We start from the raw sequence: 18,824 nt of genomic DNA, 5'->3' as shown, positions 1-18,824 counted from the left end.
CACAGAACAAAACGGACCTACTACGTGGTGTCGTAGGGGATCGTGTCCCGGTTTGTACCTGTGTCGGGCCTGCGTGGGGGACGTCAACCGGGGGCGGGAGGGTTGCGCGGCTACGAGGGGGCGTAGTAAATCGGGCGTTTGGGTCTGGGTGGGGGCGCGGGTTACCAAGGTGGGGCAAGCCCGGCAGTCGCGGCGCAGGCCGCAGTGCCGGGATCTTTCTTGCCCGAATCCTGTCCCCGGCCCCGGAGGTCCCCGCATGTCCGCGAAGCGCGTCAGCACCCGTCGTACCCGTACCGCCCTCGCCGCCACCGCTCTCGGTGCGACGCTGGCCCTCGGGGCCGGGACGACCGCCGCCTTCGCCGACGAGGCCCCCTCCAACCTGTCCGCCACCGCCGAGCTGACCGCCGTCCAGGCGCAGGCCCAGGCCCAGGCGAAGGCCGCCCAGGCCGCCGCCGCGAAGGCCGTGCTGTGGGAGAAGCCCGTCGAGAGCTACACGCTCTCCGCGACCTTCGGGAAGGGCGGCAGCATGTGGGCGCACAAGCACTCCGGCCAGGACTTCGCCGTCCCCGTCGGCACCCCCGTGCACGCCGCCTCCGCCGGCACCGTCGTCAAGGCCGGCCCCAACGGCGGCGGTGACGGTCCGGCCTACGGCAACGCCATCGTGATCAAGCACGCGGACAACACGTACTCCCAGTACGCGCACCTGTCGAAGATCCTGGTGAAGATCGGCCAGAAGGTCTCCCTCGACCAGAAGATCGCCCTGTCCGGCAACACCGGCAACTCCAGCGGTCCGCACCTGCACTTCGAGATCCGCACGACGCCGAACTACGGCTCCGCGATCAACCCGGTGGCCTTCCTGCGGAACGTCGGCGTCACCGTCTGATCCCCCCCCCGGCTCAGACGAGCCAGGAGTGGACCGGCTTGAGCTTGCCGGGCTTGTTGTTCTTCAGGGCCGTGACCTGCTCCTGGTTGATGGCCTGGTCGAAGATCCGGATGTGGTCGAGGGCCCCCTCCCACGAGGCGCTCCAGATCCCGTGGTGGCGGGCCCGGCCGAGCTGGACCGGGCCGGGGCCCGCCCAGATGCCGGCGACCTGCGCCTGGCCGGCCTGCTTGTCGTCCACCCACAGCGAGATGGTCTTCTTCTCCGCGTCGTAGGTGCCCGTCAGCAGCGCCCACTTCTTCACGGTGTCCACGTTGTCCACGACGACCTGCTGGGCCGTGGCCGCCTGGCCCTTGTCGCCGGTCTGCACCCGGAACACCCAGGCCTTCTTGCCGTTCACGACCTCGAAGCCGAGCTCGAACGAGTACGAGTCCCCGTCGCCCTGGCTGACCGCCATGTGCGAGCCGCCCTCGGTGGTGTTGTAGGCGCGGGTGGAGACGCTGAAGCTCTTCGTGACGTCCACGGCCGCCTCGGCGCCCTGCGCGTACGAGTCCGGGGCCCCCTTGAAGCGGACCTCGGTGCGCATGGACAGCTCGCCCAGCGAGGCGCCCGGGCCCAGGGCGATGCCCGTCTTGCCGTTGTAGTCGCGCAGGACGTTCGGCTCGCCGGGGAGGGTCGGATAGTCGTCGTCGGGGTTCTTGGACGGGGACTTCGACCCGCCCGAGGGGGTGGCGGAGCCCGAGGGGGAGGCGGTCGGCTTGTCGTCCGGCTTGCCGTCCCCGCCCTGCAGGACGAAGAAGGTCGCGCCCCCCGCCACGAGCAGCACGGCGAGCACCCCGCCGCCGATGGTGAGCAGCCGGCGCTTCCTGCGCTGGGACTCGGAGGCGTCGGCCATCGCCTGCCAGTCCGGGGTGGGGCCGGGGGTGAAGGTCTCGGGTATCGGGGGCGGGAACGATTCGGCCGCCGTGGGCGGCGGCCCGAAGCCCTGTCCGGGCTGCCCCGTCGCGGGCTCCGGCTGGTAGGGGTTGGACTGCCCGGGCTGGGGGTAGCCGTACCCGCCGGAGGCGGGGCCGGGCTGCGGGTTGTCAGGGCGATCCGTACCGTCAGTCATGGCACGGATGCTAGAACATCACCGTGGGGCGGGGAGCCCCCGGACCGATACCGGCCCGGGGTCAGCCCGGGAGCCGGACGATCGGGAAGCTGCCCGTCGTCGTCGGGGCGTGCTCCGGGAGCCACAGGACGGCCACCGCGCCCGCCGCCGCGCCCTCGTTCTCCGCGCCGCCCGGGGCGGCCACGTTGCGGAAGGTGAGGCGGGCGCCCAGGACGCGGGCCTGGCCCTCGGCGATGGTCAGCCCGAGGCCGTGCCCGACGCCCGCCCGGTCCGTGGAGCCGGTGCGGAAGCGGCTCGGGCCCTCCCGCAGCAGGGCCTCGGGGAAGCCCGGCCCGTGGTCCCGTACGCGGACGACCCGGCCCTCGATGTCGACCTGGACCGGCGCCTGCCCGTAGCGGGCGGCGTTGGCGAGGAGGTTGCCGAGGATCCGCTCCAGCCGGCGCGGGTCGGTGCTGACGATCTCGTCCGCGACGACCCGTACCGTGGCCTCCGGCATCAGCGCCGTCACCCGGCGGGTCACGAACTCGCCCAGTGCCACGTCCTGCAGCTCGGCCCGTTCGGACGCGCCGTCCAGGCGGGCCACCTCCAGGACGTCCTCGACCAGGGCCCGCATCGCCTGCGCGCGGTCGCGCACCAGCTCCGTGGGCCGGCCCGGGGGCAGCAGTTCGGCGGCCGTGAGCAGGCCCGTCACCGGGGTGCGCAGCTCGTGCGCGATGTCGGCGGTCACCCGCCGCTCCGCCTCCAGCCGCTGCTGGAGGGCGTCGGCCATGGCGTCCACCGCCCGGGCGAGGTCGTCCGTCTCGTCGCGGACGACGCCGCCCACCGCGTCCCGTACGCGGACCTCGGGGTCCCCGTGCGCGACCCGCTGGGCTGCGGCCGCGGCCTTGCGGAGCCGGCTGGAGATCTGCCCGCCGATGAGCACGCCGAGCGCCGAGCCGCCGATCACGACGGCGAGGGAGCCGATGACGAGGGCCCGGTCCAGGTCGCGCACCATGTTGGCGCTCTCGCGGAACTGGTGGTGCATGGACAGCACCTGCCCGTTGCCGAGCGGTACGGCCGCCCACACCTCGGGGGCCCGCTTGGGGGTCTCCTGGATGTAGGTGCCGCGCCGCCCCGAGCGGGCCTTCTCGCGCAGTTCGGCGGGGAGCTCGGGGTCGTTGACCTTGGCGCCCCAGATGGGCTTGCGGCCGGCGTCGGGGGTGCGGGCGATGTACTGGACCCGCTCCAGTTCCGAGTCGCGGGCGCTCTCCAGCATCGACACGCGGGCGGCGCTGTGCACCACCAGGCTCAGGGCGAGCGCGGTGAGGGCGCCGACGGCGGCGATGGCGAGCGTGATCTTCCAGCGGATCCCCGTGCGCAGGGTGAAACGCCTCATGCTGTGGTTCTCATGCCTTGAGCTTGTATCCGAAGCCGCGGACCGTTTCGATCCGGTCCTGGCCGATCTTGGTGCGCAGCCGCTGGACGTGGACGTCCACGACGCGGGTGTCGCCGCCCCAGTCGTAGTCCCACACCCGCTCCAGGAGCCGGTCGCGGGACAGGACGGTACCGGGTGCGGAGGAGAACTCCAGCAGCAGCCGCATCTCGGTGGGGGTCAGGGCGACGGGGTTGCCGGCCCGGCGGACCTCCATGCCCTCGGTGTCGACCTCCAGGTCGCCGAAGGACAGCACCCCGCGCTCGTCGGAGTCGTCCGCGTCGGACGGGCCGTGGGCGCCGTTCTGCGTGCCGCCGGCGTGTCCGAAGCGGCGGAGCACCGCGCGGATCCGGGCGACGAGGACGGAGCCGTCGAAGGGCTTGGTGACGTAGTCGTCGGCGCCGGCCTCCAGGCCGAGGACCACGTCGATGGAGTCGGCGCGCGCCGAGAGCATGATGACGGGGACGGTGGACTCGTCGCGGATGCGCCGGCACAGGCTCACCCCGTCCATGCCGGGGACCATCACGTCCAGCAGGGCGATGTCGGGGCGGTTCGCCCGGAAGGACTCCAGTCCGGACAGGCCGTCGGGCATGGCGGTGACCACGAACCCGTCGCGTTCCAGCGCCAGGGTCGTGGCCTCGCGGATGACGTCGTCGTCCTCCACGAACAGCACGTGGGTCTCGGCCATGCCCAGCCTCACTCCGGTCGTTCCGTCTGCTTGTGCGGTCAGTTCTTCTGGCTGACGGCCGGGGCCGGCTGGGCCCCGCCGTCGCCGACGTTGCTGTACTCCGAGTGGACCCGGTCCTGCTCGGCGAACTTCTCCCCGTTCCAGCGGTACGTGATCACGTCCTCGCCGGAGGGGTAGGAGAGGGCGTCGCTCTTGCCGTAGACCGGCTTGCTGACCACCAGGTCGCCGCGGTCGATCTCGGCGTAGACGGGGGGCTGCTCGTCGGCGAAGACATTCTCGTACTTCCCGCCGTCCGACCGGTACACGTACGAGCCGCGGCCCAGGGCGTCGGCGCAGGACAGGACGTTGACGACGATGTCGACGACGGAGCTGCCGGTGATCTTCCCGTAGCTGACGTCGACGGGGTACTCCTTGCCCGTGCAGGGCTTGAGGTCCCGCTTGATCTCGGCGCTGACCTTGGGGTCCGCCTTGAGGAGGGCCACCGGGTCGACCTTCCTCAGGGGGTTCGCCGTGCCCGCGGCGGGGGAGTGGCCCGGGGCCACCGGGCCGCTGGGGGCGGCGGTCGGCTGGGTGTTGCGGGCCACCGACTCCGTGCGGGCGGGGCCGCCGTCGCGCAGGCCGGTGCCGCCGGTGGAACAGCCGGCCGCGAACAGCACTGTGCCGACGAGGACGACCGTCCCCGCCGACGTCAGTACCAGCGAGCTTCTCCCGCTCAGGCTTTGGCCGTTCAGGCCGCGCACCGCTCCCGCCCCTCGTAACGCGTGGTGTGGTCACCGCGTTCGAGCGCACGCATGTCCAGGTCCCGGCTCTCCAGCTCCTGGCGGAGCCGGGCCAGTGCGCGGTGCAGTGTGCTCTTCACGGTTCCCGCCGACATCCCGAGCGCCGCGGCCGTCTCCTCGGTGCTCATCTGCTCCCAGTGTCGCAGCACCACGACACTGCGCTGCTTGGGCGCGAGCACCTTGAGGATGTCCATGAGCAGGGCGCGGTCGGCGCGCTGGTCGGAGCCGTCCTCGACGGAGGCGTCCGGGAGCTGCTCGGTGGGGACCTCGTCGAGCTTGCGGGCCCGCCACCACTCGGTCCGCGTGTTGATCATGACGCGGCGCAGGTAGGCGTCGGCCAGGGACTTGTCGGCGATGCCGTCCCAGCGGCCGTAGGTGCGGACGAGGGCGGTCTGGAGGAGGTCCTGCGCGTCCGTCGGGTCCGGGACCAGGCGCCGGGCGCTGCGCAGCAGGGCGTCCTGCCGGGTACGTACGTACTCCTCGAACTCGAGTACATCTCCGTGCGCCATCTAGACCGCCTCCGCTGCCGTCCCCGTCACCCGCCGCGTCATCCGCTGCCTTACGGATCCGAAGGTACGGAGGGGTTGTCACGGCACTGTGCGGGTCAGCCTGCGGTGGGCGCACGGACACCCGTAGGTTGTGTAACAGTGCCCGTGAGCTGGGGTTTCCCGGACCGAAACGGAATGCGTCAGTCAGCTTCGGGCCGCCGGGGCGTTCCCCCGGCGGACCTGCGGATTCCGGGGCCGGCCGCCACGGATTCCGCCGCGGGGCCGGTCCGGAGCCGGTCAGGGGCCGGTCCGGGGGCGCCCCTAGGACTGCGGCAGGCGGTACATCCCGCGCGCCAGCGGCTCCACCAGCCCGTCGGACACCAGCCCGTCCAGGGACCGGGCCCGCTGCACCGGCTCGTCCCACACCGCGTCCAGCTGCGCCTGGGCCACCGGCCCCGACGCCTCGCGGAGCACCGCCAGCAGCCGGCCGCGCACCTGCCGGTCGGTCCCGGCGTACGTCTGCCCGCGCCGCGGCGGCCCGTCGTGCGCGGGCTTCCCGGCCAGCCGCCAGGCGCACAGCCCGGCCACCGGGCAGCGCACGCAGTCCGGGCTCTTGGCGGTGCAGACCAGCGCGCCCAGCTCCATCGAGGCCGCCGCCCAGCGGGCCGCCGTGGCCTCGTCCCCGGGCAGCAGGGTCCGGGCCAGGCGCCGCTCGGCGGCGGTGGTCGCGTTCGGCGGGTACTCCACACCGGTCGAGGTACGGGCGAAGACCCGGCGCACGTTGGTGTCGAGCACCGCGTGCCGCTGCCCGTACGCGAAGGAGGCCACCGCGGCGGCCGTGTACTCGCCGATCCCGGGCAGCGCGAGCAGCTGCGCGTGGTCGCGCGGCACGTCGCCCCCGTGGCGCTCCGTTATCGCCGAGGCCGCGCCGTGCAGGCGCAGGGCCCGGCGGGGGTAGCCGAGCCGGCCCCAGGCCCGTACGGCCTCGCCCGGCGCCTCGGCGGCCAGATCGGCGGGCCGGGGCCAGCGGGCGAGCCACTGCTCGTACACGGGCAGGACCCGGCTGACGGGGGTCTGCTGGAGCATGAACTCGCTGACCATCACCCCCCAGGGGCCGGCCTCGGGGCGGCGCCAGGGCAGGTCGCGGGCGTGCTCGTCGAACCACGCGATCACGGGTTCGTGCAGCGGGGAGGGGGACGACGCGGCGGTCTCGGCGGATGCAGTCATGTCAGGCATGTCAGGGGCATCCTGGCACGTTCTACGGGCGGTGCGCGGGGCCCGGACCGGTGAACCAGACGGCCGCGCGGATCCCGCTCCCCTGTACGGCGGCGACCACCCGGCTCAGCGGCCCGGTCAGCAGGGCCACGGCCAGCGCGCCCAGCGAGGCGCCGAGCAGCAGGCCCATCCCCACGTCGTGCGGGTAGTGCACCCCGACGAACACCCGGGAGAAGGCCATCAGCACGGCCATCGGCAGGGTCAGCACCGCCAGGCGCGGCACCGCCAGCGCCAGCGCCACGGCGGCCGCGCCCGCGATGGCGGAGTGGTTGCTGGGGAAGGACCAGTCCCCGTAGGGCGGACACGGCACCAGCGAGGCGGCCGCCCCGGCCACCGCCCGGCAGGGCCGCTCCTCGTCGATGGTCGACTTCACCAGCTCGGAGGCGACGTACACGAGCGCGGTGACCAGCGGTGCGAGCACCGCCCGCGACACCGCCCGGGGATCGCCCTGCCCGCGCGCACGCCACCAGACGGCTATGTAGAGGAGCCCGAAGAGCAGCAGACCGTATTCGGTCCAGACCTCGAAGGCGGACTGCACCCAGAGGGGAGTGCCGTGGGCGAAGTCGGTGATGTCGCGGTAGAGGCCGGAGGTGTCCATGGTGACCGACCGTACTCAACCCCTGGTCGGGGTCACGTCAGACCCTGGCCTGAACCCATCGCCCCGGCGTCATACCGCAAGATGATCATCGGCAAAACGCGCCGGATGCGCGGCATGTGGGGCGCTGATCGCGGCGCGAGTTCTCGTAAGGTTCGGTACGTGGGATCTCTGCGCAATCCGGTCGGGCCGCTTCCCTCCTCCATTTACTGGCGGCGGAGGGCTGTTCTGGCGTCCGCGGCGGCGCTCGCCGCGCTCCTCGCCGTATGGTTCGTCAGTTCCGGTGGCGGCGGCACGAGTACGAACGGCAAGGGCGGCGGCAGTGCCTCCGGCCCCACCCGCACGATCACCCCCGGCCCCTCCGGCTCCGGCCCGGCGATCAGTCAGGCCCCGGGCGGGCGGGCCGAGTCGGGCACCGGCGGCGGCTCCGCGGCCGGCGCGGGCGGCGGCACGCCCAAGAACCCCGACCAGGGCGGCGGCGCCAACTCCGGCTCCTCCGGCGGCGGTACGGGCGCCTCCCAGGCCGTCCCGGCGGACTCCCCGCTGCCCACCTGCGCGGCGAGCGCGGTGCAGTGGGAGGTCAAGAGCGTGAAGAACGAGTACGAGACGAACGAGAAGCCGCGCCTCGAACTCCTCGTCCGCAACGTCTCGGGCAGCACCTGCAAGTTCGGACTGGGTCCGAAGCAGGCGGTCGTGACGATCTTCCAGACGACCGGCGCCAAGCAGGTCTGGTCCTCGGCCGACTGCCCGTCAGGCCCGGGCACCGCGTTCTTCCGGCTGCCGGCGCAGGGCGAGACGAAGCAGTCGCTGGAGTGGGACCGCAAGCTCAGCGCGGCGGACCAGTGCCAGTCGCCCCCGGCGGGCACCCCGGCCCCGGACACCTACGTCGTCGAAGCCCGCACCCCGGGCCTCCCGGTGGCCCGCACGTCCTTCGTCCTGAAGCAGGACTGAGCCGCCGCGTCCGGGGGCTCCGCCCCCGGACACCCGCGCAGGGTCAGACGTAGCGGCGGCGGAGCCTAGACGTACCGCTCCAGGATCGAGGACTCCGCCAGCCGCGAGAGCCCCTCGCGCACGCTGCGGGCACGCGCCTCGCCCACCCCGTCGACGGTCTGCAGATCGTCCACGCTGGCGGCGAGCAGCTTCTGCAGCCCGCCGAAGTGCTCCACGAGCCGCTCGATGATGGCGCCCGGCAGCCGCGGCACCTTCGCCAGCAGCCGGTACCCGCGGGGCGACACCGCGGAGTCCAGGGTCTCCGGCGACCCCGTGTACCCCAGCGCCTTCGCGACGATCGCCAGCTCCAGCAGTTCCGGATGCGTCAGCGCGTCGAGCGCCGGCAGCGCCTCCTCCACCGTGCGGGAACGCTTCGCCGTGGGTTCCGGAACGTAGTCCCGGATCACCAGCTCCCGCTCCTGCTCGATGCCCACCGTCAGCTCGTCCAGCTGGAGCGACAGCAGTCGCCCGTCCGTGCCCAGTTCGACCACGTACTCGGCGATCTCGGTCGCGATCCGGCGGACCATTTCCAGCCGCTGCGCGACCGCGGTCACGTCGCGCACCGTGACCAGGTCCTCGATCTCCAGCGCCGACAGCGTGCCCGCGACCTCGTCGAGGCGCAGCTTGTACCGCTCCAGCGTGGCGAGGGCCTGGTTCGCGCGGGACAGGATCGCCCCGGACTCCTCCAGGACGCGCCGCTCCCCGTCCACGTACAGGGCGATGAGCCGCATCGACTGCGACACCGACACGACGGGGAACCCGCACTGCTTCGAGACCCGGTCCGCCGTGCGGTGCCGGGTACCCGTCTCCTCCGTCGGGATCGACGCGTCCGGCACCAGCTGAACGCCGGCGCGCAGGATCTTCGTCAGGTCCTTGTCGAGGATGAGCGCGCCGTCGAGCTTGCACAGCTCGCGCAGCCGGGTCGCGGTGAACTCCACGTCCAGCACGAAGCCGCCGGTGCACATGGCCTCGACCGCCTTGTCCATGCCGAGGACGATCAGCCCGCCCGTGTTGCCGCGGACGATCCGCTCCAGACCGTCACGCAGCGGCTGACCAGGGGCGACCGCGCTCAGCGAGGCGCGCATCAGCGCCTCGTGCTTGGAGCTCGCGCCCGACTTGCCGGATGCTGCTGCCCCGTCCTTGGCTGCCACTGCACTCCTCCGGTCGCGGGTTGCGCCGCCTGTAGGGCCGGGCGGACCAGCACAAAGTCTACCGGCGCCACCTGTGCGCCCGCCGGGCGTTAACCCGCGGCGCCGCGGCGGCGGCCCGTACGGCCCCGCTGACCTGCACCCCGGCGCACCGGCCGGAGCCCCTGATTCCGCCGAGGCGGACCCAGCGGCTCCGCCGGCGGCGGGGCGGGTCGCGCCGTCGGAGCGGAGCGGGTCACTCCGTCGGGGCGGCGCCCTCGCGTGCCTTGGCCGGGGTACGGGACCGGCCGCGCGGCAGGACCCGTAGCGCGTCGCCCACGTCCGCGACCTCGGTCACCTTCATCCCCGCCGGCACCTTCCCCGGATCCGCCGGGACCAGCGCGTGCGTGAACCCGAGCCGGTGCGCCTCCGCGAGGCGCCGCTGCACGCCGGTCACCCGCCGCACCTCGCCGGCCAGCCCGACCTCCCCGATGGCGACGAGGTTCTTCGGCAGCGGCACGTCGCTCGCGGCGGAGGCCAGCGCCAGCGCGATCGCCAGGTCGGCGGCCGGCTCCGTCAGCTTCACCCCGCCGACGGTCGCGCTGTAGATGTCCCGCTTGCCCAGCGCGGTGATCCGGCCGCGCTGTTCCAGTACGGCCAGCATCATCGAGACGCGCGAGGTCTCCAGGCCGGAGGTGGTGCGGCGGGGGGAGGGGATCTGCGAGTCGACGGTGAGCGCCTGCACCTCGGCGACCAGCGGGCGCTTGCCCTCCAGGGTCACGGTCAGGCAGGTGCCCGGCACCGCCTCGGCGCGCCGGGTGAGGAACAGTCCGCTCGGGTCGGCGAGCCCGGTGATGCCCTCGTCGTGCAGCTCGAAGCAGCCGACCTCGTCCGTCGCCCCGTACCGGTTCTTCACGCCGCGCACCAGGCGCAGCCGCGCGTGCCGGTCGCCCTCGAAGCTCAGCACCACGTCCACCAGGTGCTCCAGCAGGCGGGGGCCGGCGATGGCGCCGTCCTTGGTGACGTGGCCGACGAGGAGGGTGGCCATGCCCCGCTCCTTCGAGGCGCGGATCAGCGCCCCCGCCACCTCCCGGACCTGGGCCATGCCGCCCGGCGCGCCGTCGATCTCGGGGGAGGCGATGGTCTGTACGGAGTCCAGGACCAGCAGGGAGGGCCGCACGGCGTCGAGGTGGCCGAGGACGGCGGACAGGTCGGTCTCGGCGGCGAGGTAGAGGTGGTCGTTCAGGGCGTTGATCCGGTCGGCCCGCAGCCGCACCTGGCTCGCCGACTCCTCGCCGGTGACGTACAGGGTGCGGTGGTCGCCGGTGGCCGCCTTCGCCGCGACGTCGAGCAGCAGCGTCGACTTGCCGACGCCCGGCTCGCCCGCGAGGAGGACCACCGCGCCGGGGACGAGGCCGCCGCCCAGGACGCGGTCCAGCTCGTCGACGCCGGTGCTGCGGGCCGTCGCCGTCTTGCCGTCGACCTGCGCGATCGGCAGCGCCGCCGACGTGACCCGGCCGGCCGCGGTGGTGCGCACGGCGGGCGTGCCCATCTCCTCGACGGTCCCCCAGGCCTGGCACTCCGGGCAGCGGCCGAGCCACTTCACGGTCGTCCAGCCGCACTCGGTGCAGCGGAAGGACGGACGGTCCTTGGCGGATGAGCGGGAGGTTCGGGCAGCCATGCCGCCCACGGTAACCGGCCCCACCGACAACACGGCGCGGACCCGGGCGTCAGGGGCGCGGTCAGCGCGATGGCGATCTGTTCACCCGTAAGGGCTAAAACTGGTGAAGGCTTCCGGGGCGTCACCGGCGTGCCGCCTACCTTCGCCAGGTGGACAGCAGCGACCAGGGAGACCCCGCATCACGCACCGGCGCACACCGGGCGCACAGGCGCACACCCCGAGCGGGGGCGTACGACCCGGCCGAGCCGGCGGCGACGTCCGCGTTTCCCGAGCTCCCCGGGCTCCCCGAGCTCCCCGAGGATCCGGCGGGCGCGCGGAGCGGGGACCCCGAGCCGCCGCCCTTCCGGTACGAGCCCTACCTCGACGGGCTGTTCACCTACTGCCTGTCCGTCCTGTGCGACCACGACGCCGCCACCGAGGCCCTCGGCGACGTCCTCGCCGTCGCCGACCGGCACCCCGGCCGATGTCCCGACGAGGGCGACCGCCGGGCCTGGCTCTACGCCCTCGCCCGCTGGGCCTGCCTGCGCCGCCTCGCCGAGCAGCGGCGCACCCGCCAGGGGGCGCACTCCGCCCGGCGCACTCCGGAGCACACCGACCCCGACCGTGCGCCCCAGGTGCACCCCCCGCTCGACGTCAGCGCCTACCGCCGCACCGAGCTCGCCCGCCTCGCCTGGCCCGAGGCCGCCGGCACCACCCCCGAGCAGCGCGAGGCCCTCGAACTCGCCGTCCGCCACCGCCTCGGCGTCACCGAACTCGCCTCCGTCCTCGGCACCGCCCCCGCCACCGCCCGCGAGCTGCTGTCCGCCGCCGCCTGCGAGGTGGAACGCACCCGCGCCGCCCTGGCCGTCGTCGAGACCGGCAACTGCCCGGCCGTCTCCCGCCTCACCGGCGACGACGGCGACCGCGACGTCCTGCTCTCCAGCACCCTGCGCGCCGAGCTCGTCCGCCACGTCGACGACTGCCCGCGCTGCCGCCGCGTCGCCGAACGCGTCGGCGCCGCCGCGCCCTGGCCCGGCTCCGGCGGCCTGCACGCCGCGCTCCCGCTCGTGGCGGCCCCCCGCGGCGCCGTCCGCGCCGCCATGCTGCGCTCCGGCCGCCGCCGGGGCGGCCGTCCCGGCCCGCGCTTCGACCGCACCGGCTTCCCCATGGACCCCAAGGACCGCGCCGCCCGCCGCGACCGGCTCCGGGCCCGGGCCGTGACCACCACCGTCGTCGCCACGGTCGTCGCCGCCCCCGTCATCGCCCTGTGGGCCGCCTACCGGGGCGCCCCGGCCATCGGCGAACCCGTCGGCGACGGCACCCGCATCTCCTCCAGCGAATCGCAGATCCCGCCCCCGCTCACCGAGGGCCGCCCGCTCACCGCGTACGAGAACACCGGCAACACCGCCCGCACCACCGGCGAGCCCGGCTTCGCCCCCGGCAGCGCCGCCCCCGACGTCTCCGTCGAGGTCATCAGCTCCGGCGCCCCCGCCACCCCCGACGCCGCCGGGCCCGGCGCCCCCGGCCGCCTCACCGTCTCCGCCGCCACCCACGGCGGCACCACTCTGCTCACCCTCAGCGCGTTCGGCGGCAGCCCCGTCGACTGGCGGCTCTGGTCCGACGCGCCCTGGCTGCGCGCGAGCCGGACGGCGGGCACCCTCGCCCCCGGAGAATCGGTCACCCTGCGGATCACCGTCGACACCGAGACCCAGCCCGTCGGCGCCTGGACCGCCCGCGTGGGCGTCGACCCGGGCGGAGCCGTCGTCTCCCTCACGGGCCGGGGCCGGCCCGTACCGCCGACCGACCCGACCCGACCCGACGCCACCGCGCAGCCCACCCGCACCCCACAAGGCCCGGCCGCCAGGCCAACCGCCAGGTCAACCGCCCCCGAACAGCCGCCCCACCACCAGCTCCGCCGCCCCCTCCGCCACACCGGCCGGCGCCAACCCCACCACCGGCGGGTCGGCCGTCAGGGACCGCGCGGCCAGCGCCTCCCGTACGCCCCGTACGAACACTTCCGGCGCCCCCGCCACCACCCGGCCCCCCAGCAGCACCCGGTCCACGTCCAGCAGGGCGACCAGGTTGGCCGCCCCCTCCCCCAGCACCCGCGCCGCCCCCGCCAGGTCACCCCGGGCCACCGCCTCCAGGCAGAGCACCTCCAGGCACCCCCGGCCCCCGCACCGGCAGCGCGGCCCGTCCAGCAGCAGCACCTGGTGTCCGAACTCCCCCCCCCCCGACCGCGCGCCCCGGTACACCGCACCGTCCAGCCGCAGCCCCGCCCCGAGCCCGGTGCCGACGTGCAGGTACACGCAGGAACCGGCGCCGTCCCCGGCCGGGCCGCCCGCCGCGACCCCGGCGTTGGTGTCCTTGTCCACCACCACCGCCACCCCCAGCCGCCCCGCCAGCGCCTCCCGCAGCGGGAACCCCTCCCACCCCGGGAACCCCGTCACCCGCCCCAGCACCCCGCCGCGCCAGTCCAGCGGCCCCGGCGCGGCCACGCCCACCCCGAGCAGCCGCGCCGGCGCCCCCGCGCCGTCCTCGACCCGCGCGACCGCCCGTACGACCGCGTCCACCACCACCTCCGGCCCCGCCCCGAAGTCCAGCGGACCGGACCACTCCGCGACCACGCCGCCCGCCAGGTCGACCCGTACGGCCCTCAGCTCGTCGCGGTCCAGGTGCACCCCCACCGCGTGCCGCGCGCCCGGCACCAGCCGCAGCCGGGTGCGCGGCTTGCCGCCGGTCGACGCGTCGCGGCCGGCCTCCGCCACCAGGCCCTCCACCGCGAGCCGGGCGGTGATCTTGCTGACGGCCTGCGGGGTGAGCCCCGTACGGGCGGCGAGCCCGGCACGCCCCAGCCCCACCGGCCCCGCCGCGCGCAGCAGGTCCAGCACCAGGGCCTCGTTGTGCCCGCGCACCACCGGCAGGTTCACCCCGCCGCCTCGGCCACCGTCCGCGTTTCCCCTGTTCACCCACCCATTGTCCACCCTCCTTGCACTTACGCAACGCTGTTGCCAAAGTGGACCCATGAACGCCTCCCCCACCCCCCTGCGCGTAGCGCTCATCGGCTACGGACTCGCCGGCTCCGTCTTCCACGCCCCGCTCGTCTCCGCGACCGAGGGCCTGCTCCTCGACACCGTCGTCACCTCCGACCCCGGCCGGCAGGCCCAGGCCCGCGAGGCCCACCCCGGCGTCCGCGTCATCGCCTCCGCCGACGAGCTGTGGAAGCGCGCGGGCGACGGCGCCGACGGCGAGGCCCCCCTCGGCCTCGTCGTCATCGCCTCCCCCAACAAGACCCACGTCCCGCTCGCCACCGCCGCGCTCAACGCCGGCATCCCCGTCGTCGTGGACAAGCCGCTCGCCGCCACCGCCGCCGAGGCCCGCGAACTCGCCGCGCTCGCCGAGCGGACCGGCACCTTCCTCTCCGTCTTCCAGAACCGCCGCTGGGACAACGACTTCCTCACCGTCCGCCGCCTCCTCGCCGACGGCGAACTCGGCGAGATCCAGCGCTTCGAGTCCCGCTACGAGCGCTGGCGCCCCCAGCTCAAGGGCGGCTGGCGCGAGTCCGGCGCGCCGGAGGAGATCGGCGGCCTGCTGTACGACCTCGGCAGCCACGTCGTCGACCAGGCGCTGGTGCTGTTCGGCCCGGCCGTACGGGTCTACGCGGAGACCGACGTGCGCCGCCCGGGCGCCGAGGCCGACGACGACACGTTCATCGCGATCACGCACGCGAACGGCATCCGCTCGCACCTCTACGTCAGCGCCACCGCCGCCCAGCTCGGCCCGCGCTTCCGCGTCCTCGGCTCGCGGGCCGGCTACGTCAAGTACGGGCTGGACCCCCAGGAGGCCGCCCTGCGCGAGGGACTGCGGCCGGGCGGCGCGGACGGCCCGGCGTGGGGCGAGGAGCCGGAGCACCTGTGGGGGCGGCTGGGCTCGGGCGAATCCCCGCTGACCGGCGGCGGGGACCCCGTGCCGACGGTGCCGGGCGACTACCCGGCGTACTACGCGGCGGTCGCGGAGGCGCTCCGGACGGGCGGGCCGGCCCCGGTCACGGCGGACGAGGCGGCGCACTGCCTGGCGGTGCTGGAGGCGGCGCGCACTTCGTCCCGTGACGGGTCGGTCGTCGCCGTCTGATCCAGGCTGTCGCAAAATCGACGGTTTCGGGGCGAACAAACGATCTATCCTGCACAGGCTGCCGATCATCACGCATGTGAAGAATGGAAACCCCACCTGTGAAGCTGCCCCGGATCGCATCGATCGTGGCCACCGCCGCGATAGCCCCGGCCGTCCTGCTCTCCTCGCCCGCCTTCGCCGCCGACGGCGCGGCGGCCGGACCGTCCACCCCGTCGTCCCCGACGGCGCCCGACCAGGGTGCCGAGGGGAAGCCGGCGGCGGACAAGCCGGCCGACAAGCCCGCCGAGGACCCCCAGGCGGCGAAGGACCGGGCGGCGATCGAGGCGATCCTGGCCGATCCGGCCCGCGGCCCCGGCGTCCGTGCGGCCGCCGCGAAGGCGCTCAAGGGAACGGCCGAGCAGATGCGGCTGTTCCTGACGGTCGAGCTGGCGAAGGAGCAGTTCGTCGACGACGAGGTCAAGATCTCCCGGATCCACAACTTCGGCGGCCGCGCCGTGAAGGCGGCCGCGGTCGAGGCCCTCCGCAAGGGAACCCAGGAGGCGTACACGGAGTTCCTGAGGGAGGGGCAGCACGCGGCCCGCCTCGAGGATGACCGCGTCGAGCTGTTCCGCATGCTGAACGGCGCCGGCCGGGGCGTCACCAAGGCCGTGAACGAGCTGCTGGACCACGGCACGCGCGAGCAGATCCGCGAGTTCGTCGCCACGGGCCAGCACAAGGTCCGCGCCGAGGACGACCGGGTCGCCCTGTTCGGGATGATCAAGGACGCGGGGCCGGGCCTCAAGGAGGGGATCATCAAGCTCCTCGAAGGCAACCCGACCCCGGAGCAGCTGCGCGCGTTCCTGACGACCACCCAGCACGAGCTGCGTGACGACGACAACAAGGTGCAGATCTCGTCCATGGTCGCCAAGGCCGGCCCGGAGCTGAAGAAGGCCGCCCTCGCCGCCCTCAAGGGCACGGCCGAGGACCGCGCCGCGTTCCTCAAGACCGGCCAGCACGTGGCCCGGGCCAAGGACGAGGGCCACGGCACGGGCACCGGTACGGGCACGGGTAGCGGCACCGGCACCGCCGGCGCCAAGGACGGCGTCCAGCCGGCCGTCGCCACGGGCACCGGCACCGGCACGGCCAAGGGCAACGGCAACACCGCCCCGGCCGGCGGCTCCTCCTCCGGCCCGCTCGCGAGCACCGGCGCCGGTTCCGAGACCACCTGGGCCGCGGGCGCGGGCGCCGCCGCCCTCACGGCGGGCGCCGGCCTGGTCGTGGCCAACCGCCGCCGCCGCACGTCCGCCGAAGGCTGACGCGGCGCGAAGACGCCGCACGAACACGCCGTGCGAACGAGGAGGGGCGGGCCGCCCCGGGCAGCCCGCCCCTCCCCCTCGCCGTACGGCGCTACGCGCTCTTGAACTCCTGACGCTGACGCCCGAGCCCCTCGATCTCCAGCTCGACGACGTCACCGGCCCGCAGGTACGGCTTCGGCTCCGGCTGGCCCATGGCCACGCCCGCCGGCGTACCCGTGACGATCACGTCGCCGGGGTACAGCGTCATGAACTGGCTCAGGTACCGCACGACCTCGCCGACCGGGAAGATCTGGTCCGAGGTGCTGCCGTCCTGCCTGAGCTCACCGTTCACCCACAGCTTCACGTCCAGGACCTGCGGGTCCGGGATCTCGTCGGCGGTGACCAGCCAGGGGCCGAGCGGGGTGAACGTCTCGCAGTTCTTGCCCTTGTCCCAGGTGCCGCCGCGCTCGATCTGGAACTCGCGCTCCGAGACGTCGTTGACCAGCGTGTAGCCGCCGACGTGCGCCAGGCCCTCCTCGGCGGAGGCCAGGTAGCGGGCCGTGCTGCCGATGACGACGCCGAGCTCGGCCTCCCAGTCGGTCTTCACGCTGCCGCGCGGGATGAGCACGGTGTCGTCCGGGCCGACCACGGTGTCCGCGGCCTTCAGGAACAGGATCGGCTCGGCCGGCGGCTCCGCGCCGATCTCGGCCGCGTGCCCGAAGTAGTTCAGGCCGATGCCCACGACCTTGCCGATCCGGCCGACGGCGGAGCCGATGCGCAGGCCCTCCGCGTCGAGCACCGGAAGCTCGCCGCCCGCGGCGGCGTCCCGTACGCGGGACAGGACGGAGTCGTCGGCCAGCAGGGCCCCGTCCACATCCGTGATCAGGCCGGACAGGTCCCGAAGGGTCCCGTCCTGGTCGAGCAGCGCGGGGCGCTCCGACCCTACGGGTCCGACACGCAGCAGCTTCATGGGCATTCTCCCGTGGTCGTGGGTGGTCGGCCCGCGGGCATGCCCGAGGGCCGGCCGATGGGTTGCGGCCATCGGAGGATTGGCTGATCCTCCAAGATGTCCGACCAATCCGCAAGACCCTGTTCACAGACTGGAACACCCCCCTCCGTCCCCGACCACCGACCGGGCCACCACCCACCCCGCAACCCGGCCCCTCACCCCCGGCCGCTGGCCGGGCCGCAGCCCAGACCGCAGCCAGACCGCCGCTCAGGCCGCCGCGTCGGCCCCCGTCCGGGCCGCCCGCCGCTGGAGCCAGGCCCGCTCCGCGACCGACCAGGCGGTGGTGGTCAGCAGGTACAGGCCGGCGGCCAGCGGCACGACGGCGGCCGTGATCAGCGTCCCGAACGACAGCAGGGGCAGTACGCCGCCCACCTTGCGCATCGCCGCCAGCTGCTCCGCGCTCGGCGCGGCCGGCGCCCCGCCCGCACCCTTCACCCGGGGCAGGACCGGCGGCACGGCGGGCGCGGCCGCGGCGGCCCGCCGCCCCCGCACCGCACTCCACGCCGCCACCACGGCGATCGCGGCGAACAGCCCGAGGAACACGAGCCCCTGCGCCCCGAACAGGCCGCCCTGCTCCAGCGCCCCGGCCCAGCGGGCCCCGAGGGGCGCCGCGAAAAGCCGGTGCCCCAGCAGCTCGTCCCCCGAGGAGAACGACCGGTACATCAGGAAGAACACCGGCAGCTGCAGCAGCGTCGGCAGGCACCCCGCGACGGGGGTCGCCGCACGGAACGCGGCACGCCCCAGCGGAAACAGCGCGAGCCGTACGAGCAGGGTGAACAGCGCGATCGCGGCAGCGGTCGCGGACTCGGCCAGTACCGGCTCCAGGAGCCGGCCCAGCTCGGCAACGAGATGAGTGAAAACGGACACGCGGGCCCTCCGAGGGGTCTCGTCAAACGTCGAAAAGGTGCATTTCGGCGTGACGACCCGCGAGGGGCGGCAACAGCGTTCAGGTGGTGCGAGAGCAGAAGGCGAAGGCAGTGGACACTGCGCGCCCCTACGCGGCCGTCAGGACCGGACGGCCGGGCGCCCTGGGCCGAGACCGGCCCGAAGCGTCGGGATCGCGCTGCGGCAGGAACGCCGTGCGCTGCTCGCGATCACGGATCGCGGTACGTATTCGGTGCGGCGGTACGGGCCGCACGAGGCACGCCGCCAGCAGGGCGGCGCCCACGGCGACCGCCGCGGCCAGCACGACCACCCCGGCCGCCAGCCCGGACTCCCCGGACAGCAGCGCGAGGACCCCGCCGAGCAGCAGGAGCCCGACGAGCATCCGAGCGGCGCGGGAGCCCGCGCGCGAGCCCTCGCGGAACAGGAAGGAGGACACGCTGAACCGCCGAACCTCACGACACCCCATGCGAACCACCCCCACCCCGCCAGAACTCACGATCGACACCGCGATACCTGTCCAC

Annotated in this window: 19 protein-coding genes; 4 read left to right on the top strand and 15 right to left on the bottom strand. The window is 74.4% G+C overall.

Translation table 11 applies throughout. The features are described 5' to 3' along the window. Positions 1-256: 256 nt before the first annotated feature. Complete coding sequence (locus tag AB0O29_RS10930; protein WP_365149395.1) at positions 257-883, top strand: M23 family metallopeptidase; 627 nt, start codon at positions 257-259, stop codon at positions 881-883. Between the two features lie 13 nt (positions 884-896). On the opposite strand, the gene AB0O29_RS10925 is transcribed toward AB0O29_RS10930, so the two are convergent. The 7 genes from AB0O29_RS10925 to AB0O29_RS10895 all read right to left on the bottom strand — a co-directional run bounded on the left by AB0O29_RS10925 (position 897) and on the right by AB0O29_RS10895 (position 7,230). After that, positions 897-1,991, bottom strand: coding sequence for a LamG-like jellyroll fold domain-containing protein (locus AB0O29_RS10925; RefSeq protein WP_365149392.1), 1,095 nt, complete (start codon positions 1,989-1,991; stop codon positions 897-899). 61 nt (positions 1,992-2,052) lie between these two features. Next, complete coding sequence (cseC, locus tag AB0O29_RS10920) at positions 2,053-3,366, bottom strand: two-component system sensor histidine kinase CseC (protein ID WP_365149389.1); 1,314 nt, start codon at positions 3,364-3,366, stop codon at positions 2,053-2,055. Positions 3,367-3,376: 10 nt separating this feature from the next. Beyond that, positions 3,377-4,090: a two-component system response regulator CseB gene (gene cseB, locus AB0O29_RS10915; protein WP_365149386.1), complete on the bottom strand. Its 714-nt coding sequence runs from the start codon at positions 4,088-4,090 to the stop codon at positions 3,377-3,379. A gap of 38 nt (positions 4,091-4,128) precedes the next feature. Next, entirely contained in the window at positions 4,129-4,830 is a 702-nt protein-coding gene (locus AB0O29_RS10910) for a hypothetical protein (RefSeq protein ID WP_365149383.1), read from the bottom strand. Further along, a complete protein-coding gene (locus tag AB0O29_RS10905; protein WP_358814434.1) occupies positions 4,818-5,378 on the bottom strand; it encodes a SigE family RNA polymerase sigma factor in 561 nt (186 codons plus the stop codon). Before AB0O29_RS10905 ends, AB0O29_RS10910 begins: the two co-directional genes overlap by 13 nt. 300 nt (positions 5,379-5,678) lie before the next feature. Then, positions 5,679-6,584 carry an A/G-specific adenine glycosylase gene (locus AB0O29_RS10900; RefSeq protein ID WP_365149380.1) on the bottom strand — a complete coding sequence of 302 codons (906 nt, stop codon included), beginning with the start codon at positions 6,582-6,584 and terminating at the stop codon, positions 5,679-5,681. A 31-nt stretch (positions 6,585-6,615) separates the two neighbouring features. Then, positions 6,616-7,230, bottom strand: a complete 615-nt coding sequence (locus tag AB0O29_RS10895) for a phosphatase PAP2 family protein (protein ID WP_365149377.1) — start codon at positions 7,228-7,230, stop codon at positions 6,616-6,618. Between the two features lie 159 nt (positions 7,231-7,389). On the opposite strand from AB0O29_RS10895, the gene AB0O29_RS10890 reads away from it, so the two are divergent. Beyond that, on the top strand, positions 7,390-8,178 hold the full coding sequence (locus tag AB0O29_RS10890) for a hypothetical protein (protein WP_365149374.1): 789 nt from the start codon (positions 7,390-7,392) through the stop codon (positions 8,176-8,178). A gap of 65 nt (positions 8,179-8,243) precedes the next feature. On the opposite strand, the gene disA is transcribed toward AB0O29_RS10890, so the two are convergent. From disA to AB0O29_RS10865, 5 genes are all read right to left on the bottom strand, one after another. Continuing rightward, positions 8,244-9,368 carry a DNA integrity scanning diadenylate cyclase DisA gene (gene disA, locus AB0O29_RS10885; protein ID WP_351890220.1) on the bottom strand — a complete coding sequence of 375 codons (1,125 nt, stop codon included), beginning with the start codon at positions 9,366-9,368 and terminating at the stop codon, positions 8,244-8,246. 232 nt (positions 9,369-9,600) lie between these two features. Continuing rightward, positions 9,601-11,025, bottom strand: coding sequence for a DNA repair protein RadA (gene radA, locus AB0O29_RS10880; RefSeq protein WP_365149371.1), 1,425 nt, complete (start codon positions 11,023-11,025; stop codon positions 9,601-9,603). A 179-nt stretch (positions 11,026-11,204) separates the two neighbouring features. Beyond that, a complete protein-coding gene (locus tag AB0O29_RS10875) occupies positions 11,205-12,056 on the bottom strand; it encodes a hypothetical protein (RefSeq protein ID WP_365149368.1) in 852 nt (283 codons plus the stop codon). 224 nt (positions 12,057-12,280) lie between these two features. After that, the gene (locus AB0O29_RS10870; RefSeq protein ID WP_365149366.1) at positions 12,281-12,685 is read right to left on the bottom strand and encodes a hypothetical protein; all 405 of its coding nucleotides are present in this window, start codon (positions 12,683-12,685) and stop codon (positions 12,281-12,283) included. A 196-nt stretch (positions 12,686-12,881) separates the two neighbouring features. Further along, positions 12,882-13,973, bottom strand: a complete 1,092-nt coding sequence (locus AB0O29_RS10865; protein WP_365149363.1) for an ROK family transcriptional regulator — start codon at positions 13,971-13,973, stop codon at positions 12,882-12,884. A 55-nt stretch (positions 13,974-14,028) separates the two neighbouring features. Between AB0O29_RS10865 and AB0O29_RS10860 the strand changes: the two genes are divergently transcribed. Next, positions 14,029-15,135: a Gfo/Idh/MocA family oxidoreductase gene (locus AB0O29_RS10860; protein ID WP_365149360.1), complete on the top strand. Its 1,107-nt coding sequence runs from the start codon at positions 14,029-14,031 to the stop codon at positions 15,133-15,135. A 98-nt stretch (positions 15,136-15,233) separates the two neighbouring features. Next, positions 15,234-16,430: an ALF repeat-containing protein gene (locus AB0O29_RS10855; protein ID WP_365149357.1), complete on the top strand. Its 1,197-nt coding sequence runs from the start codon at positions 15,234-15,236 to the stop codon at positions 16,428-16,430. A gap of 91 nt (positions 16,431-16,521) precedes the next feature. Here the strand turns inward: AB0O29_RS10855 and AB0O29_RS10850 are convergent, their stop codons facing one another. From AB0O29_RS10850 to AB0O29_RS10840, 3 genes are all read right to left on the bottom strand, one after another. Then, the gene (locus tag AB0O29_RS10850; protein ID WP_365149354.1) at positions 16,522-17,379 is read right to left on the bottom strand and encodes a fumarylacetoacetate hydrolase family protein; all 858 of its coding nucleotides are present in this window, start codon (positions 17,377-17,379) and stop codon (positions 16,522-16,524) included. A gap of 246 nt (positions 17,380-17,625) precedes the next feature. Further along, positions 17,626-18,285, bottom strand: coding sequence for a YidC/Oxa1 family membrane protein insertase (locus AB0O29_RS10845; RefSeq protein WP_365149351.1), 660 nt, complete (start codon positions 18,283-18,285; stop codon positions 17,626-17,628). Between the two features lie 127 nt (positions 18,286-18,412). Next, positions 18,413-18,685 (bottom strand): DUF6412 domain-containing protein, encoded by a 273-nt coding sequence (locus AB0O29_RS10840; protein ID WP_365149475.1) that lies wholly within the window; start codon positions 18,683-18,685, stop codon positions 18,413-18,415. Positions 18,686-18,824 lie beyond the last annotated feature (139 nt).

Origin of the sequence: Streptomyces sp. NPDC089915 (assembly GCF_040684675.1) — a bacterium.
Lineage (GTDB): Bacteria > Actinomycetota > Actinomycetes > Streptomycetales > Streptomycetaceae > Streptomyces.
Note: the sequence above shows the minus strand (reverse complement) of the source record. Positions and strands in the feature narration are given on the sequence as shown.

Bases quoted from the DNA above. Each gene is read 5' to 3' on its own strand.
- cseC (WP_365149389.1), bottom strand. From the start codon at position 3,366: ATGAGGCGTTTCACCCTGCGCACGGGGATCCGCTGGAAGATCACGCTC.
- AB0O29_RS10860 (WP_365149360.1), top strand. From the start codon at position 14,029: ATGAACGCCTCCCCCACCCCCCTGCGCGTAGCGCTCATCGGCTACGGA.
- AB0O29_RS10840 (WP_365149475.1), bottom strand. From the start codon at position 18,685: ATGCTCGTCGGGCTCCTGCTGCTCGGCGGGGTCCTCGCGCTGCTGTCC.
- radA (WP_365149371.1), bottom strand. From the start codon at position 11,025: ATGGCTGCCCGAACCTCCCGCTCATCCGCCAAGGACCGTCCGTCCTTC.
- cseB (WP_365149386.1), bottom strand. From the start codon at position 4,090: ATGGCCGAGACCCACGTGCTGTTCGTGGAGGACGACGACGTCATCCGC.
- AB0O29_RS10925 (WP_365149392.1), bottom strand. From the start codon at position 1,991: ATGACTGACGGTACGGATCGCCCTGACAACCCGCAGCCCGGCCCCGCC.
- AB0O29_RS10905 (WP_358814434.1), bottom strand. From the start codon at position 5,378: ATGGCGCACGGAGATGTACTCGAGTTCGAGGAGTACGTACGTACCCGG.
- AB0O29_RS10900 (WP_365149380.1), bottom strand. From the start codon at position 6,584: ATGACTGCATCCGCCGAGACCGCCGCGTCGTCCCCCTCCCCGCTGCAC.
- AB0O29_RS10930 (WP_365149395.1), top strand. From the start codon at position 257: ATGTCCGCGAAGCGCGTCAGCACCCGTCGTACCCGTACCGCCCTCGCC.
- AB0O29_RS10895 (WP_365149377.1), bottom strand. From the start codon at position 7,230: ATGGACACCTCCGGCCTCTACCGCGACATCACCGACTTCGCCCACGGC.
- AB0O29_RS10850 (WP_365149354.1), bottom strand. From the start codon at position 17,379: ATGAAGCTGCTGCGTGTCGGACCCGTAGGGTCGGAGCGCCCCGCGCTG.